Source organism: Serratia odorifera, assembly GCF_041448735.1.
Lineage (GTDB): Bacteria > Pseudomonadota > Gammaproteobacteria > Enterobacterales > Enterobacteriaceae > Serratia_F > Serratia_F odorifera.
The window spans coordinates 155,036-169,530 of sequence record NZ_JBGMUT010000003.1 but is presented as its reverse complement, the minus strand read 5'-3'; the positions used below and the strand labels follow the sequence as shown (position 1 = coordinate 169,530).

Genomic DNA, 14,495 nt, shown 5'->3' with positions numbered 1-14,495 from the left:
CCCCTATCAAGCTTAAGCACAGCATGCGCATTATTGCCGAATTGAATAATGACTTTTGTGATGTCACTCAACTTTTAAATCTGTATGACAAGTTATCTTCTCGCCACTTGCACTACTGACTTATCCGATTGGAGAGACAACGCATGCGTAAAATCAAAGGGTTACGCTGGTACATGATCGGGCTGGTAACCATCGGCACCGTCTTGGGCTATCTGACCCGCAACGCGATCGCGGTGGCGGCACCGACGCTGGAAAGCAGCCTGCACATCACCACCCAGCAATATTCCTATATCGTGGCGGCCTATTCCGCCTGTTATACCGTGATGCAGCCGGTGGCAGGTTACGTGCTGGACGTGCTTGGCACCAAGGTCGGCTATGCCATGTTCGCCATTCTTTGGGCGCTGTTCTGTATGGGCACCGCGCTGGCCAACAGCTGGGGCGGGCTGGCGCTGGCTCGCGGTGCGGTCGGCATGGCAGAGGCGGCGATGATCCCTGCCGGGCTGAAGGCCAGCAGCGAATGGTTCCCGGCCAAAGAACGCTCGATCGCCGTCGGCTACTTCAACGTCGGTTCCTCCATCGGTGGCATGATTGCCCCACCGCTGGTGGTATGGGCCATCGTCGCCCACAGTTGGCAGATGGCGTTTATCATCACCGGCGTGCTGAGCCTGATCTGGGCCATCTGCTGGCTGATCTTCTATAAACACCCGAAAGACCAGAAAAAGCTCAGCGACCAAGAGCGCAGCTACATTCTGGATGGCCAAGAGGCACAGCACCAAACCAGCAACGGCAAAAAGTTGTCCGCCTGGCAGATCGTGCGCAACCGTCAGTTCTGGGGCATTGCGCTGCCGCGTTTTCTGGCTGAACCGGCCTGGGGCACCTTTAATGCCTGGATCCCGCTGTTTATGTTCAAGGCCTACGGTTTCAACCTGAAGGAAATCGCCATGTTCGCCTGGATGCCGATGCTGTTTGCCGATCTGGGCTGCATCGTTGGCGGCTATCTGCCGCCGCTGTTCCAGAAATATTTCAAGGTGAACCTGATCGTGTCACGCAAGCTGGTGGTCACCCTGGGGGCGGTGTTGATGATTGGCCCCGGCATGATTGGCCTGTTCGCCAGCCCGTATGTGGCAATTGCCTTGTTGTGCGTCGGCGGCTTTGCACACCAGGCGCTGTCCGGGGCGTTGATCACCCTGTCTTCCGACGTGTTTGGCCGTAACGAAGTGGCCACCGCCAACGGACTTACCGGCATGGCGGCCTGGACCGCCAGCACGCTGTTTGCGCTGGTGGTCGGTGCGCTGGCCGATACGCTGGGCTTCAGTCCGCTGTTCGCCGCGCTGTCGGTGTTCGATATTCTCGGCGCCATCGTCATCTGGACGGTATTGCAAAACCGCCCGGCGACTCCGCCGGCAGAACAGCCGTTGCAGCCCGTCGCTGCCGGCAATTAAGCCTGCGGGAGCCCGGTCTAACCGCCGGGCTTCCTGCCTCTGCGCCACTGGCGACGCTGACCGTTAAGTGGTATAACAAGTCTATGGGCAACTCGCCTTTCCTACCGCAGAGCAATCATTATGGAATTCACCGAAAGCAGACGCTTATATCAGCAATTGGCCGCCGAGCTTAAACGACGCATTGAGGGCGGTGTTTACCTGGTCGGCGACAAGCTGCCGGCCGAACGTTATATCGCCGAAGAGATGAACGTCAGCCGCACCGTTGTGCGCGAGGCGATCATCATGCTGGAGGTGGAAGGCTATGTGGAAGTGCGCAAAGGCTCCGGCATCCACGTTATTTCCAATCAGCAAAAGCACCTGGTGGTGCCGGGCGACAGCATCGAGTTCGCCACCGTCGGGCCGTTCGAACTGCTGCAGGCGCGACAGTTGATCGAAAGCAACATTGCCGAGTTCGCCGCCACCCAGGTCACCAAACAGGACATCGTCCAGTTGATGGAGATCCAGGAACACGCGCGCAAGGAAGATCGCTTTCGCGATTCGCAGTGGGATCTGAAGTTCCACGTGCAAATCGCGCTGGCGACGCAAAATACCGCCATGGCCACCATCGTAGAGAAAATGTGGAGCCAGCGGGCGCACAACCCCTACTGGATCAAACTGCACGAGCACATTGACGCACGCTCGATCGACAGCTGGTGCGACGATCACGATCAGATCCTCAAAGCCCTGATGCGCAAAGACCCCAATGCCGCCAAACTGGCAATGTGGCAACATCTGGAAAACACCAAGCAGATGCTGTTCAACGCCACCACCGATGACTTTGAATACAACGTCGATCGCTATCTGTTTGCCGAAAATCCGGTGGTGCATCTGGACAATGCGGCCAACGGCAATAAATAACCCATCGCGGTCAAAAAAGCTTGGGTTATGTCAGGTATTGTAAAGTCCGCTGAATCGCTGCTGAAACCGCCGTTTGCCGTGTAATAATTCACCGGCAACGGCGTATATTTCCCTGTTGCCGATCTTGCTGTTTTGCTAGAATCAGACCACTTTTTTACCCTTTGGCCTCGGGGGCGGAACGCGAATTCATGCGCTGGTTGCTTGCCATGCTTATTGCTCTTTTTTGCTGGACCGGTTCGGTTTCCGGCCAAAAGCTCTACGCAGCGCAACTCACCTTCACGCCTTCTGCCTTTAGCAGCGTGATTGACCAGCAAGTTCTCGCACCGACCGCTCAGCAGTCGGCGCTGCGTCCGCTGGCCAATTTGCAGCGCAAGGCTCCAGGGAAACTGCCGCTGCTGTTGCCGCGGGTTCACTCTTATTCCTGTTCGCTGTTTTCTTTCGCCGCGCTGACGCCAGCCTATGCTTTAGCTGAGCAGCTCGGCGAGCGCAAACCGTCGCGCCAGCCAGCCATCGCGCCAAACCGTCTGCATCAGGTCAACTGGACACTGCATTCGTCGCGCCAGCAGAGCCGAATTGGCGGTTGGAAAGAGAGCAACATGCTTTATCGAGGCTCGCTGACTTACCACTCATGATCGGTGTCGCAACCACCACAAGCAAAAAGTCACGCCGAATCAGCAGTACCGGATCGCCCGCGCGCTTTCAGCCCTTCCAGATCCGCCGCTGAGAGAAAGCCAAACAAAGACGTTTTAGGAACACTGGATGGACATCATTAAACAACTGTTGGATGCCTTGTGGCAGCAGGACTTCGAAACGCTGGCGAATCCGTCGCTGGTATGGACGCTGTACGTGCTGCTGTTCATGATTCTTTTTTTGGAAAATGGCCTGTTACCGGCCGCGTTTCTGCCCGGCGATAGCCTGCTGATCCTGGTCGGCGTGCTGGTGGCCAAAGGTACGATGAACTTCCCGTTGACCATATTCATTCTGACCGTTGCCGCCAGCCTGGGGTGCTGGGTCAGTTACATACAGGGCAAATGGCTGGGTAATACCCGGACGGTGCAAGGCTGGCTGGCGCATCTGCCGGCCCATTATCACCAACGCGCACACCAGCTGTTCCACCGCCACGGGCTGTCCGCGCTGCTGGTCGGCCGTTTTCTGGCCTTTGTACGCACCCTGCTGCCCACCATTGCCGGTCTGTCGGGCCTGAGCAATGCGCGTTTCCAGTTCTTTAACTGGATGAGCGGCCTGCTGTGGGTGCTGATCCTGACGTCGCTGGGTTTTGCGCTCGGCAAGACGCCGGTGTTCCGCAAATATGAAGATCAACTGATGTTCTGCCTGATGCTGCTGCCGCTGGTGTTGCTGGTGGTCGGGCTGGTGGGCTCGCTGATCGTCCTCTGGCGCAAGAAGCGCGCCGATCAGGGGAAAAACGCGTGAGAGCGAAACGTCCGCGCTGGCAATACCCCCTGATAATAGCGCTGGCCCTGCTGGCGCTCACCGTCCTGCTGGTGCCTGCCATGATGCGCACCGAAAGCGAACTGCGTATTCGCACCAACCAGCACGGCCTGTCATTGCCGGACGGTTTTTATGTTTATCAGCGCCTGGACGAGCGCGGCATTCGTATCAAAAGCATCACCCCGGATGGTGATGGGCTGGTGATCCGGCTGGATTCGCCGGAACAGCAATTGCTGGCGCGGGAAGCGCTGGAAACCATTCTGCCGCCAGGCTATATCATCGCTCTGAGTGAAACGCCTGCGCCCACCCAGTGGGTACGCAAATTTGCACGCGCCCCGCTGAATCTGGGATAATCCCTTCTTGCTGAAGGGATTTACCATCCGTTCATTAAATCGCCAATCGTCGGTCGTTTACGCCTTAAATTTTGGTGTCCAGATGATTTATGACTATGCTGAATAACAGCAGTGGTCAGCGATACGCCATTCGCACTGCCACATCGGCAGCAGGAACCTGGATGCATGCCAATGCATCCCTAATAAGGAATAGAACCCATGAAATTACGCCACGCAAGCTTACTGGCACTCCCACTGCTCGCTTTCTCCGCGCTGTCTTCTGCCGCTACCGGTGGTTGTGCCGCGAAGGCGCAGGACATTCAGCAGCAGATCGATTATGCCACTCAGCATGGCAACGAGCACCGCGTCACCGGGCTGAAAAAAGCGCTGAGCGAAGTGCAGGACAACTGCACCGAAGCCGGTTTGCAGGCCGAGCGTCAGGAAAAAATTGCAGAAAAGCAAAGCAAGGTCGCCGAGCGTAAACAAGAACTGGTGGAAGCGCAGCAAACCGGTAAGTTGGACAAGATCGCCAAGAAACAGCAAAAACTGGCAGAAGCTGAAGCAGAGCTTAAGCAAGCGCAGGCAGAATAATTATTTTCCAATAGCGGAAATATCGATGAGAGCCGCATTGCACGGGATTTTAATGTGATAACGCTGGCTCAATGAGTGATATCGGCTACGGGACAGCCCTTTGCTCCGAGCAAAAAATCCGCTATGTTGAAGTCTCTCAGTAACGTTAAGGAGTTAACGAAATGGCACAAGATTCAAATGCAGAAAATTTACGCGCTGAACTGAAGTCGTTAGCCGATACGCTGGAAGAAGTGCTGAACTCCTCCAGTGATAAATCGAAAGCTGAGCTGGAGAAATTACGCTCCAAAGCAGAAGGCGCGCTGAAGGATACACGCGCTCGTCTGAGCGATGCCGGCGACAAAATCGCTACCCAAACCAAGCAAATCGCCGGTCAGGCCGACGACTACGTACGCGACAATCCGTGGACCGGCATCGGTATTGGCGCAGCCGTGGGCGTAGTGCTGGGCGTTCTGCTTGCGCGTCGCTGATTATGACTGAGCAATCGCAAAACCGTGCGCAGGGCCCCGCCAAAGGGGTCCTGGATATCGGCCAGCGTATCATCACCATTCTTGTCGGCATGGTGGAAACGCGGCTACGGCTGGCGGTCGTCGAACTGGAAGAGGAAAAAGCCAACCTCATCCAGTTATTGATGATGGCCGGCATCAGCCTGCTGTTTACCGCATTTGGCCTGATGAGTCTGCTGATCCTGCTATTCTGGGCGATCGATCCGGCCTATCGCGTTATGGCGTTAGGGATTACCACCGCCGTTCTGTTGTTCCTGGCCATCGTCGGCATCATCTGGACACTGGTCAAGGCGAAACGTACCACGCTGATGAGCGAAACCCGCAAACAGCTGGAACAGGACCGTGCCGCACTGGAGGGCGACAAATGAGCCGCCGCCAGTATCTGGAATGGAAAAAAGCCCGTCTGATCCGCCAGATCCAGCAACAGCGTCTGGATCTGGCTGACAATCGGCAACAATGGCTGGAAAAAACCGAGCGTATCGATCGCGGCTATCAAACGCTGTTCGGTATGCGCAAATATCTGGTCATCGGCTCCAGCATCATGGCGGTATACGGCATTCGCCACCCGAGCAAACTGATCCGCTGGTCACGCCGGGCGCTGGGCGCATGGGGTACCATTAAACTGATCCGCAAAACCTTCACCGCCAAATAGCCCATCACCCTTTCTGCCGTTGTTCCATGATCTTGTTGTTACAACAGGCCGCTTGTCGGATTTTTGCTTTTTATTGCGCGCGGTGCTTGCAAGCAGCTGATTCCGCTATTTTTATTAGCAGGCTATGATTTCAGTATTTTTGAATAATTACGACAGTATTACTTGCTAACAACCGACTGCATTCACGTTTAACATCCACTCCATCGAAAAGACACGGCATGGCAACCGCTTATGCCGGCAATGAAAAAACTACGCCGTCAGTGGCGCACGAAATCACGTTTGGAGTGAATGATGAAAAAATTAGAAGATGCTGGTTTGCTGGTAGCGCGTATCCTGATGCCAATCCTGTTCATCGTGGCAGGCTACGGCAAAATGGGTGATGCTTATGCAGGGACTCAACAATATATGCAGGCGATGGGCGTACCAGGCTTTCTGCTGCCGCTGACCATTCTGCTGGAGTTCGGTGGCGGCCTGGCTATCCTGTTCGGCTTCCTGACTCGCACCACTGCGCTGTTCACCGCCGGCTTCACCATCCTGACTGCGTTGCTGTTCCACACCAACTTCGCTGAAGGCGTCAATCAGCTGATGTTCATGAAAAACCTGACCATCGCCGGCGGCTACATCGTATTGGCCGTGGCCGGACCAGGTGCTTTCAGCATTGACCGCCTGCTGAACAAGAAATGGTAATCTAGCGACCCTGGCAGAGTCAGCGCAATCTGGCTCTGCCACCTCTATAGCAAGGAGACTCCCATGGGACAACTCGTTGATGGCGTTTGGCAAGACATCTGGTACGACACAAAATCCACCGGCGGCCGTTTCAAGCGTTCAACCTCTCAGTTCCGTAACTGGGTAACCGCCGACGGTCAACCGGGCGAACACGGTAGCGGCGGGTTCAACGCCGAAAAAGATCGTTATCATCTGTACGTTTCCCTCGCCTGCCCCTGGGCGCACCGCACCCTGTTGATGCGCAAATTAAAAGGACTGGAGCAGCTTATCCCGGTGTCAGTCGTGCATCCGCTGATGCTGGAAAACGGCTGGACGTTCGGTACTGACTTCCCTGCGGCGACCGGTGACGCTCTTTACCACGCCGACTTCCTGTATCAATTGTATCTGCGCGCCGATCCGCACTATACCGGCCGCGTTACCGTTCCAGTGCTGTGGGACAAGCGCCAACAAACCATTGTCAGTAATGAATCTGCCGATATTATTCGCATGTTCAATAGCGCGTTCGATGGCATCGGTGCCCGGGCGGGTGATTATTACCCACCAGAACTGCGGGAAAAAATTGACCAGTTGAATGGTTGGATTTATGACTCCGTCAATAACGGCGTCTATAAGGCCGGATTTGCCACCAGCCAGGAGGCGTATGACGAAGCAGTGAACGGGGTGTTCGCCTCATTGGAGCGTCTGGAGCAGATCCTTGGCCAGCATCGTTACCTGACCGGCGACCGTCTGACCGAAGCCGATCTGCGGCTGTGGACTACCCTGGTGCGTTTCGATCCGGTGTACGTTACCCACTTCAAATGCGATAAGCGCCGCATCAGCGATTACCTGAACCTGTACGGTTTCCTGCGCGATATTTATCAACTGCCGGGCATCGCCGACACCGTCGATCTGGCGCATATCCGCAATCACTATTATCGCAGCCACGCCACCATCAACCCGCACGGTATTATTTCCATCGGGCCGGTACAGGATCTGGACGAGCCGCACGGGCGCGACCAGCGGTTCGGTTAATAAAAACCCCGCTGATTGAGGCGGGGTTTTGTTTAGCGCTGGATAAACAGGCGCGGGATTTCACGCAGGAACCAGGCCTTGGCCTCTCCCATGCTGTCACGCCGCCAGGCCATGATAATATCTGCCTCGCGGCTGTATTCCGGCCCCACAACCCGCAGCCGCCCGGCAGCGATATCCTGTTCCACCATCGGGTATGGCATGGTGGCAACCCCCAGCCCCGCCAGCAGCGCCAGCCGTTTATCTTCAATGGTACTGACGGTCAGACGCTGCTGCTTGTCGAGCAACTGTACCGTCAATACCGGCCGCTCACGCGCGGTATCCGCCACCGCGATGCCGCGATATTTGACCCGCGTGGTTTCCGACAGCGGCTCCGGCTCCAGGTGAATCGGATGATCCGGCGCGGCGACGTACACGCTCATGACCTTGTACAGCTTGCGGGTGTTGATCTCCGACGAAGCGCGAAAATGCATGTCTGGTGCAATAACGATATCCGCACGCCCTTGCTCCAGTCGCTCCCAGGCACCGGCCAGCACCTCGGTAAAAATCGACACCTGGGTATTGGCTTTCAACGCCAGCTTGTCAACCAGTGGGAACAACAGGCTCGGCGGCGACAGCGCCTCGCTGACGATGGTCAGATGGGTTTCCCAGCCGCGCGCCAACGCTTCGGCATCGGTGGTCAGTTTGTCTGCCGCCTCCAGCAGCACCCGACCGCGCTCCAATAGCATGCGCCCAACGTTGGTGAATTTGGTGCGGTGTCCAGAGCGGTCAAACAGCACCACGTCCAACTCTTCTTCCAGTTTTTGCATGGTATAGCTGAGCGCCGACGGCACTCGCCCCAATTCATCGGCCGCCGCCGCGAAACTGCCACGCCGATCAATCGCATCCATTACCCGTAACGCCTCAAGCGTTAACGCCCGATCTCTGGCCATCGCTTCTCTCTGTCAGGAAATTTGAATATGCCGACCAGATTAACTGGCTAACAATCCGTCGTCCAGATGCTTACCATTTATATCAAACATACTTTCCGCGGTTTCTCTGGCAGTCACCATGGTTCACGCCGGTTACGGGACAGCTCGTACGCCGGCCAAACCGCTTGGCAGCCCGGCGCGTGGAGTATTCGGAACCTTTTTAGAGAGCCGATTGCCATGATTACATGCAGAACAGCAGAACAGTGCGGGCAAGCTGACTTTGGTTGGCTGCAGGCTCGCTATACCTTTTCCTTCGGCCATTATTTTGACCCGAAACTGATGGGCTATGCCTCGCTGCGGGTACTGAATCAGGAAGTGCTGGCACCGGGTGCGTCGTTTCAACCGCGCACCTATCCCAACGTCGATATTCTGAATCTGATCCTGCAAGGCGAAGCGGAATACCGTGACAGCGACGGCAATACCCTGCGCGCGGCCGCCGGTGACGCTTTGCTGCTGGCGACCCAGCAGGGGCTCAGCTACAGCGAGCAGAATATCAGCACCACCACCCCGCTGACGCGTATCCAGCTGTGGCTAGACGCCTGCCCGGAACGCAGTAACAAACGCGAGCAGCGCCTGACGTTGTCAGCGCAGGCGCATACCCTGCTGGCCTCGCCGGATGGTGAGCACGACAGCCTGCAGTTGCGCCAGCAAGTGTGGATCCACCACCTGGATCTGCAACCGGGCGAGGAACAAACGCTGGCGTTGCACGGGCCGCGCGCCTATTTACAGTCGATCCACGGCTCGCTGACCGCCGTCGGCGGGCAGAATGCGACGCAGCAGCTGACCTGCGGCGATGGCGCATTCGTACACGATGAGCATCGCCTGACGCTGCGTGCCACGACCCCACTGCGTGCGTTGCTGATTGATTTACCGATATAAGGGGGCACGCGGAGGTTCGGTGGCACAAAAAGAAAAACCCCGCGCAGCAGACGCTACGCGGGGCTTATTGATAGAGGGAGTTGACCGGTAAGCCGGGTTCTGTCGTGGACAGTCATTCCTCTAGGCCAGCAATCGCTCACTGGCTCAAGCAGCCTACCCGGGTTCAGTACGGGCCGTACCATGCGAACCCCTATTTGGCCTTGCTCCGGGTGGAGTTTACCGTGCCACGGACTGTTGCCAGCCGCGCGGTGCGCTCTTACCGCACCCTTTCACCCTTACCTGATCCCGCTTGCGCGGGCCATCGGCGGTTTGCTCTCTGTTGCACTAGTCGTAGGCTTGCGCCTCCCAGGCGTTACCTGGCACCCTGCCCTATGGAGCCCGGACTTTCCTCCCCTCCATCTGTCTCCTCAAAGAGGACGGCAATGAAGCGGCGACTGTCTGGTCAACTCCGGCGCGGATAGTAGCGTTGCGCTGGCGACAGGTCAACCGCTTTACGGCTGTTGTTGCTCTAAAGCGTGCTTATACAGGGCATTTTTCTTCACGCCGTGGATTTCCGCCGTCAGCGCCGCCGCCTTCTTGAGCGGCAGCTCTTGTTGCAACAGCGCCAGCGTACGCAGCGCTTCCGGCGGCAGGGCGTCCTCCTGCGGCTTGTGGCCTTCGACGATCAGCACCATCTCCCCACGGCGACGCACCTCGTCTTCCTGTACCCAGGCCAGCAGTTCGCCAACCGGCGCGCCATGAATCGACTCCCAGGTCTTGGTCAGTTCGCGCGCCAGTACCACGTAGCGTTCCGGCCCCCACACCGTCACCATGTCCTGTAAACTTTCCAGCAGGCGGTGAGTGGACTCATAGAAAATCAGCGTACGCGGTTCCTCTGCCAGCGCCAGCAGGGTATCCTTGCGTCCTTTGGTTTTCGCCGGCAGGAACCCTTCGTAGCAGAAGCGGTCTGAAGCGACGCCGGCCGCGCACAGCGCCGTGGTCGCCGCGCAGGCGCCCGGCAATGGCACCACGCGCACGCCCGCTTCGCGGCAACGGCGCACCAGGTGATAACCAGGATCGTTAATCAGCGGCGTTCCAGCATCGGAAACCAGCGCAATACTCTGGCCTTCCCGCAGTTTCGCCAGCAGTTGATCCGCCTTTTGCTGTTCATTATGGTCGTGCAGGGCAAACAGTCGCGCATTGATGGCGAAGTGCTGCAACAATAACCCGGTATGACGCGTGTCTTCCGCCGCGATCAGATCAACGCTCTTCAGTACCTCTAACGCACGGTGGGTAATATCGCCCAAATTGCCGATGGGAGTGGGCACCACGTACAGCGTTGATGCAGAAATGACTGATTGTTGGTGTTGATTCATTGTTTCATCCGGGTTGCCGATTTAATATTGAGCATCTTGAAAAAAACATCACTGGATACAGTATGCTTTCCTCAACATTCGTTCGTACCAAAGCAGGGCGTTTTATGCCTGTTGTAGTGGCAGCCTTACTTCTCGCAGGCTGTCCGAGCCAGGCCCCGCAAACTCCGCCCGCCAATATCCAGGACGAGGCGAGCGCCAGCTCCGATTACTATCTGCAACAGTGGCAGCAGAGCAGCGATGATAACAAGGCTGACTGGCAATTACTTGCTATTCGCGCATTGTTGCGTGAAGGAAAACTGCCACAGGCCAATCAGCAACTGGGCACGCTGCCGCAAAACCTCAGCAGCGTTCAGCAGCTTGAACGCCAGCTGTTGACCGCCGAACTGCAAATCGCCGGCAAGAATGTCAGCGCCGCACGCAGCACCCTGAGCCGCATCGACAACGCTTCGCTGTCACCGAATCAGCGGGTGCGCTTCTATCAGGCGCAGATCGCCGCCAATCAGGGTAAGCCTTCGCTGCCGCTGATCCGCGCCTACATCGCGCAAGAGCCGCTGCTCAACGACAAGGCGCATCAGGACAACCTGGACAAAACCTGGCAAGCGTTGCTGGGGCTGACGCCGCAGGACATGAACAGCCTGGTAATCAACGCCGATGAAAATGTTCTGCAAGGCTGGCTGGATCTGCTGCGTGTCTATCATGAAAACCGCCAGGATCCGGACATGCTGAAAGCCGGCATCAAAGACTGGCAGAACCGCTACCCACAGAACCCGGCAGCCAAAAGCCTGCCAACCCAGCTGAATCAGGTGCTCAACTTCACCCAGGCGTCGACCGCCAAAATCGCCCTGCTGCTGCCGTTGAACGGCCAGGCGAAAGTGTTCGCCGACGCTATTGCGCAAGGCTTCGACGCGGCGAAGAACGGCACGGCAGTCAATGCGCCGGTGCAACCACAGCCACCGGTCAATAACCCGGAGCAGCCGGTCACGGCACCGCAGGCGGTGTCGAGCGATCCTAACGCCAATGGTGCAGTAAGCACCTCGGCACCGACCGAGCAGCCAGCGCCAGTGACACCGGCACAGCCTGCCGAAGCAGCGCCAGCGCCTATCACACCGCCACAGGCCGCCAATGCCCAGGTGAAGGTGTATGACACCTCTAGCCAGCCGCTGAGCGCACTGCTGGCCCAGGCGCAGCAGGACGGCGCCACGCTGGTAGTCGGCCCGCTGTTGAAAAACAACGTCGACCAGCTGTCCGCTACATCAACCACGTTGAACGTGCTGGCGCTCAATCAGCCGGAAACGCCAAAAGACAATCCAAACATCTGTTATTTTGCCCTGTCACCGGAAGATGAAGCGCGCGATGCCGCCAATCACATCTGGCAACAGCAAAAACGCCAGCCGCTGCTGCTGGTGCCACGCGGTGCCTTCGGCGATCGCGTCGCCAAGGCCTTTGCCGCCGAATGGCAGAAACTGGGCGGTCAAACCGTGCTGCAACAGGGGCTCGGCTCCACCGGTGAGCTGCGTCAGATGGTCAATTCCGGCGGCATTCGCATGACCGGCACACCGGTAGCCGCCAGCGCGCCGGCGGCCCAGTCGGTCACCATCGCCGGACTGACCATTCCCGCACCGCCGAGCGACATTCCGGCCGCCACCGGCGGCAGCGTTGATGCGGTTTATATTGTCGCTACCCAGTCGCAGCTGACGCTGATCAAACCGATGATCGACATGACCACCAGCTCGCGCAGCAAACCGGCGATGTACGCCAGCTCACGCAGCTATCAAGCCGGCGCCGGCCCGGATTTCCGCCTGGAAATGGAAGGCCTGCAGTTCAGCGATATTCCGCTGTTGGCCGGGGCCAACCCGCAGTTGATGCAACAGGCCAGCGCCAGATTCCATAACGACTATTCCCTGGTGCGGTTGTATGCCATGGGGATGGACGCCTGGCAATTGGCCAATCATTTCTCTGAAATGCGTCAACTGCCCGGCTTCCAGGTGTCCGGTACCACCGGCATGCTGACCTCGTCTGCCAACTGTGTGATCAACAGGAAACTGCCTTGGCTGCAATACCGTCAGGGACAGGTCGTTCCGGCCTCCTGAGTCGGCGCGCCAGCGGGGCGGGCTATGAGTTACAGGCCCGCCACCATCTGGAACGCGCCGGGCTGGTTTTTGTCGCCGCCAATGTGACGGTGCGCGGCGGCGAGCTTGATCTGATCATGCGCGATGGGCAAACCTGGGTGTTCGTTGAAGTGCGCTACCGGCGTAACGCCGACTTTGGCGGTGCCGCTGCCAGCGTCACTTACCGCAAACAGCAGCGTTTGCTGCACGCCGCCGCCGTCTGGCTGGCCGCACGCGGCGCCAGTTTCGATACTTCGCCGTGCCGTTTTGACGTTTTGGCCTTTACCGGTAGCCAGGTAGAATGGATAGCCAACGCCTTCAATGCGGATTAACGTTGGCGGTGTAAGCCGCCCTTTGACTTAGTGGATTAATACAACGTGCTGGATAGAATCAAAGCTTGTTTTACCGAAAGTATCCAAACTCAGATTGCGGCAGCGGAAGCCTTGCCGGATGCCATATCCCGCGCTGCCATGACGCTGGTCCAATCGCTGTTGAACGGCAATAAAATTCTGTGCTGCGGCAATGGCACCTCGGCGGCCAATGCACAGCACTTCGCCGCCAGCATGATAAACCGCTTTGAAACCGAGCGCCCAAGCCTGCCGGCGATTGCGCTCAATGCTGATAATGTCGTACTGACGGCCATCAGCAACGACCGACTGCATGATGAAGTGTACGCCAAGCAGGTGCGTGCGCTTGGCCATGCTGGCGATGTACTGCTGGCCATCTCCACCCGCGGCAATAGCCGTGATATTGTGAAAGCGGTCGAAGCCGCGGTAACGCGTGATATGACCATCGTGGCGCTTACGGGTTACGACGGCGGGGAACTGGCCGGTTTGCTCGGTCAGCAGGATGTAGAAATCCGTATCCCATCACACCGCAGTTCACGTATTCAGGAAATGCATATGCTGACAGTAAATTGCCTGTGCGACCTGATTGATAATACGCTGTTTCCCCACCAGGACGATTAATAGCCTAATGAGATAGGCGCTAGGAGTTAGAATGAAACTTCGATCCATCTATGCCGTATTGCTCGGCGCGCTGTTGCTACAGGGTTGCGTGCCGGCAGTGGTGGTCGGCAGCGCGGCTGTCGCCACCAAGACCGCTACCGATCCACGGACTATTGGCACTCAGGTCGACGACGGCACTTTGGAAGCCCGGGTTGAAAACGCCTTGAGTAAAGATCAACAACTGAAAAAAGACGCGCGCGTCGTGGCTACCGCCTATCAGGGTAAAGTGCTGTTGACCGGGCAGGCACCCACTACCGATCTGGCCAGCCGCGCCAAACAGATCGCCCTCGGCGTTGAAGGGGCAGTAGAAGTGTACAGCGAAATCCGTCAGGGTACGCCGGTCAGCCTCAGCACCGCGTCGATGGATACCTGGATCACCACCAAGGTGCGTTCGCAGATCCTCACCAGCGATACGGTGAAATCGTCGAACGTGAAAGTGACCACTGAAAATGGCGAAGTATTCCTGCTCGGTCTGGTCACCGAACAGGAAGGCAAGTCGGCGGCACAAATCGCCAGCCAGGTCAGCGGCGTGAAACACGTCACTACCGCGTTCACCTATCTGAAGTAATCTGACC

The 14,495-nt window shown here is 57.5% G+C and carries 18 protein-coding genes and 1 other RNA gene; 16 read left to right on the top strand and 3 right to left on the bottom strand.

Annotated elements, in window-relative coordinates:
* Positions 1–143 precede the first annotated feature (143 nt).
* The 11 genes from ACCC84_RS11285 (at position 144) to ACCC84_RS11235 (ending at position 7,603) form a co-directional block, all read left to right on the top strand.
* Positions 144–1,442, top strand: a complete 1,299-nt coding sequence (locus ACCC84_RS11285) for an MFS transporter (RefSeq protein WP_004958218.1) — start codon at positions 144–146, stop codon at positions 1,440–1,442.
* Between the two features lie 120 nt (positions 1,443–1,562).
* A complete protein-coding gene (exuR, locus tag ACCC84_RS11280; RefSeq protein WP_371901912.1) occupies positions 1,563–2,339 on the top strand; it encodes a transcriptional regulator ExuR in 777 nt (258 codons plus the stop codon).
* Between the two features lie 206 nt (positions 2,340–2,545).
* Positions 2,546–2,971, top strand: a complete 426-nt coding sequence (locus tag ACCC84_RS11275; protein ID WP_227745707.1) for a hypothetical protein — start codon at positions 2,546–2,548, stop codon at positions 2,969–2,971.
* Positions 2,972–3,098: 127 nt separating this feature from the next.
* On the top strand, positions 3,099–3,770 hold the full coding sequence (locus ACCC84_RS11270) for a DedA family protein (RefSeq protein ID WP_004958212.1): 672 nt from the start codon (positions 3,099–3,101) through the stop codon (positions 3,768–3,770).
* Complete coding sequence (mzrA, locus tag ACCC84_RS11265; RefSeq protein ID WP_004958210.1) at positions 3,767–4,141, top strand: EnvZ/OmpR regulon moderator MzrA; 375 nt, start codon at positions 3,767–3,769, stop codon at positions 4,139–4,141. The genes ACCC84_RS11270 and mzrA overlap by 4 nt, the downstream gene beginning before the upstream one ends.
* A 198-nt stretch (positions 4,142–4,339) precedes the next feature.
* Positions 4,340–4,711: a DUF1090 domain-containing protein gene (locus tag ACCC84_RS11260; RefSeq protein WP_004958209.1), complete on the top strand. Its 372-nt coding sequence runs from the start codon at positions 4,340–4,342 to the stop codon at positions 4,709–4,711.
* 161 nt (positions 4,712–4,872) lie between these two features.
* A complete protein-coding gene (locus ACCC84_RS11255) occupies positions 4,873–5,178 on the top strand; it encodes an ElaB/YgaM/YqjD family protein (protein ID WP_004958207.1) in 306 nt (101 codons plus the stop codon).
* A 2-nt stretch (positions 5,179–5,180) separates the two neighbouring features.
* Positions 5,181–5,582 carry a phage holin family protein gene (locus tag ACCC84_RS11250; RefSeq protein ID WP_004958205.1) on the top strand — a complete coding sequence of 134 codons (402 nt, stop codon included), beginning with the start codon at positions 5,181–5,183 and terminating at the stop codon, positions 5,580–5,582.
* The gene (locus ACCC84_RS11245) at positions 5,579–5,866 is read left to right on the top strand and encodes a YqjK-like family protein (RefSeq protein WP_004958204.1); all 288 of its coding nucleotides are present in this window, start codon (positions 5,579–5,581) and stop codon (positions 5,864–5,866) included. The genes ACCC84_RS11250 and ACCC84_RS11245 overlap by 4 nt, the downstream gene beginning before the upstream one ends.
* Positions 5,867–6,157: 291 nt before the next feature.
* The gene (locus tag ACCC84_RS11240) at positions 6,158–6,553 is read left to right on the top strand and encodes a DoxX family protein (protein WP_039991678.1); all 396 of its coding nucleotides are present in this window, start codon (positions 6,158–6,160) and stop codon (positions 6,551–6,553) included.
* 63 nt (positions 6,554–6,616) lie between these two features.
* Complete coding sequence (locus ACCC84_RS11235; protein WP_004958200.1) at positions 6,617–7,603, top strand: glutathione S-transferase family protein; 987 nt, start codon at positions 6,617–6,619, stop codon at positions 7,601–7,603.
* Between the two features lie 32 nt (positions 7,604–7,635).
* On the opposite strand, the gene ACCC84_RS11230 is transcribed toward ACCC84_RS11235, so the two are convergent.
* Complete coding sequence (locus ACCC84_RS11230) at positions 7,636–8,532, bottom strand: LysR family transcriptional regulator (RefSeq protein WP_004958198.1); 897 nt, start codon at positions 8,530–8,532, stop codon at positions 7,636–7,638.
* Between the two features lie 216 nt (positions 8,533–8,748).
* Between ACCC84_RS11230 and ACCC84_RS11225 the strand changes: the two genes are divergently transcribed.
* On the top strand, positions 8,749–9,450 hold the full coding sequence (locus ACCC84_RS11225; protein ID WP_039991677.1) for a pirin family protein: 702 nt from the start codon (positions 8,749–8,751) through the stop codon (positions 9,448–9,450).
* Positions 9,451–9,522: 72 nt separating this feature from the next.
* On the opposite strand, the gene rnpB is transcribed toward ACCC84_RS11225, so the two are convergent.
* Both rnpB and rsmI read right to left on the bottom strand, forming a co-directional pair.
* Positions 9,523–9,900: RNase P RNA component class A (gene rnpB / locus ACCC84_RS11220), an RNA gene on the bottom strand.
* Between the two features lie 41 nt (positions 9,901–9,941).
* Positions 9,942–10,805, bottom strand: a complete 864-nt coding sequence (gene rsmI, locus ACCC84_RS11215; protein ID WP_004958195.1) for a 16S rRNA (cytidine(1402)-2'-O)-methyltransferase — start codon at positions 10,803–10,805, stop codon at positions 9,942–9,944.
* 62 nt (positions 10,806–10,867) lie between these two features.
* Between rsmI and ACCC84_RS11210 the strand changes: the two genes are divergently transcribed.
* Genes ACCC84_RS11210 through dolP form a run of 4 tightly spaced genes read left to right on the top strand, consistent with a single transcriptional unit; the run spans position 10,868 to position 14,488 of the window.
* Positions 10,868–12,895, top strand: a complete 2,028-nt coding sequence (locus ACCC84_RS11210) for a penicillin-binding protein activator (RefSeq protein WP_273869274.1) — start codon at positions 10,868–10,870, stop codon at positions 12,893–12,895.
* Positions 12,892–13,245 (top strand): YraN family protein, encoded by a 354-nt coding sequence (locus tag ACCC84_RS11205; protein WP_371901958.1) that lies wholly within the window; start codon positions 12,892–12,894, stop codon positions 13,243–13,245. The genes ACCC84_RS11210 and ACCC84_RS11205 overlap by 4 nt, the downstream gene beginning before the upstream one ends.
* 45 nt (positions 13,246–13,290) lie before the next feature.
* Positions 13,291–13,881 (top strand): DnaA initiator-associating protein DiaA, encoded by a 591-nt coding sequence (gene diaA, locus ACCC84_RS11200; protein ID WP_004958189.1) that lies wholly within the window; start codon positions 13,291–13,293, stop codon positions 13,879–13,881.
* Between the two features lie 31 nt (positions 13,882–13,912).
* Positions 13,913–14,488 (top strand): division/outer membrane stress-associated lipid-binding lipoprotein, encoded by a 576-nt coding sequence (dolP, locus tag ACCC84_RS11195; RefSeq protein ID WP_004958187.1) that lies wholly within the window; start codon positions 13,913–13,915, stop codon positions 14,486–14,488.
* Positions 14,489–14,495 lie beyond the last annotated feature (7 nt).

Excerpts from the sequence above, each read along its gene's own strand:
- ACCC84_RS11285 (WP_004958218.1), top strand. The coding sequence starts at position 144 with ATGCGTAAAATCAAAGGGTTACGCTGGTACATGATCGGGCTGGTAACC.
- exuR (WP_371901912.1), top strand. The coding sequence starts at position 1,563 with ATGGAATTCACCGAAAGCAGACGCTTATATCAGCAATTGGCCGCCGAG.
- ACCC84_RS11275 (WP_227745707.1), top strand. The coding sequence starts at position 2,546 with ATGCTTATTGCTCTTTTTTGCTGGACCGGTTCGGTTTCCGGCCAAAAG.
- ACCC84_RS11270 (WP_004958212.1), top strand. The coding sequence starts at position 3,099 with ATGGACATCATTAAACAACTGTTGGATGCCTTGTGGCAGCAGGACTTC.
- ACCC84_RS11260 (WP_004958209.1), top strand. The coding sequence starts at position 4,340 with ATGAAATTACGCCACGCAAGCTTACTGGCACTCCCACTGCTCGCTTTC.
- ACCC84_RS11255 (WP_004958207.1), top strand. The coding sequence starts at position 4,873 with ATGGCACAAGATTCAAATGCAGAAAATTTACGCGCTGAACTGAAGTCG.
- ACCC84_RS11250 (WP_004958205.1), top strand. The coding sequence starts at position 5,181 with ATGACTGAGCAATCGCAAAACCGTGCGCAGGGCCCCGCCAAAGGGGTC.
- ACCC84_RS11245 (WP_004958204.1), top strand. The coding sequence starts at position 5,579 with ATGAGCCGCCGCCAGTATCTGGAATGGAAAAAAGCCCGTCTGATCCGC.
- ACCC84_RS11240 (WP_039991678.1), top strand. The coding sequence starts at position 6,158 with ATGAAAAAATTAGAAGATGCTGGTTTGCTGGTAGCGCGTATCCTGATG.
- ACCC84_RS11235 (WP_004958200.1), top strand. The coding sequence starts at position 6,617 with ATGGGACAACTCGTTGATGGCGTTTGGCAAGACATCTGGTACGACACA.
- ACCC84_RS11230 (WP_004958198.1), bottom strand. The coding sequence starts at position 8,532 with ATGGCCAGAGATCGGGCGTTAACGCTTGAGGCGTTACGGGTAATGGAT.
- ACCC84_RS11225 (WP_039991677.1), top strand. The coding sequence starts at position 8,749 with ATGATTACATGCAGAACAGCAGAACAGTGCGGGCAAGCTGACTTTGGT.
- rsmI (WP_004958195.1), bottom strand. The coding sequence starts at position 10,805 with ATGAATCAACACCAACAATCAGTCATTTCTGCATCAACGCTGTACGTG.
- ACCC84_RS11210 (WP_273869274.1), top strand. The coding sequence starts at position 10,868 with ATGCTTTCCTCAACATTCGTTCGTACCAAAGCAGGGCGTTTTATGCCT.
- dolP (WP_004958187.1), top strand. The coding sequence starts at position 13,913 with ATGAAACTTCGATCCATCTATGCCGTATTGCTCGGCGCGCTGTTGCTA.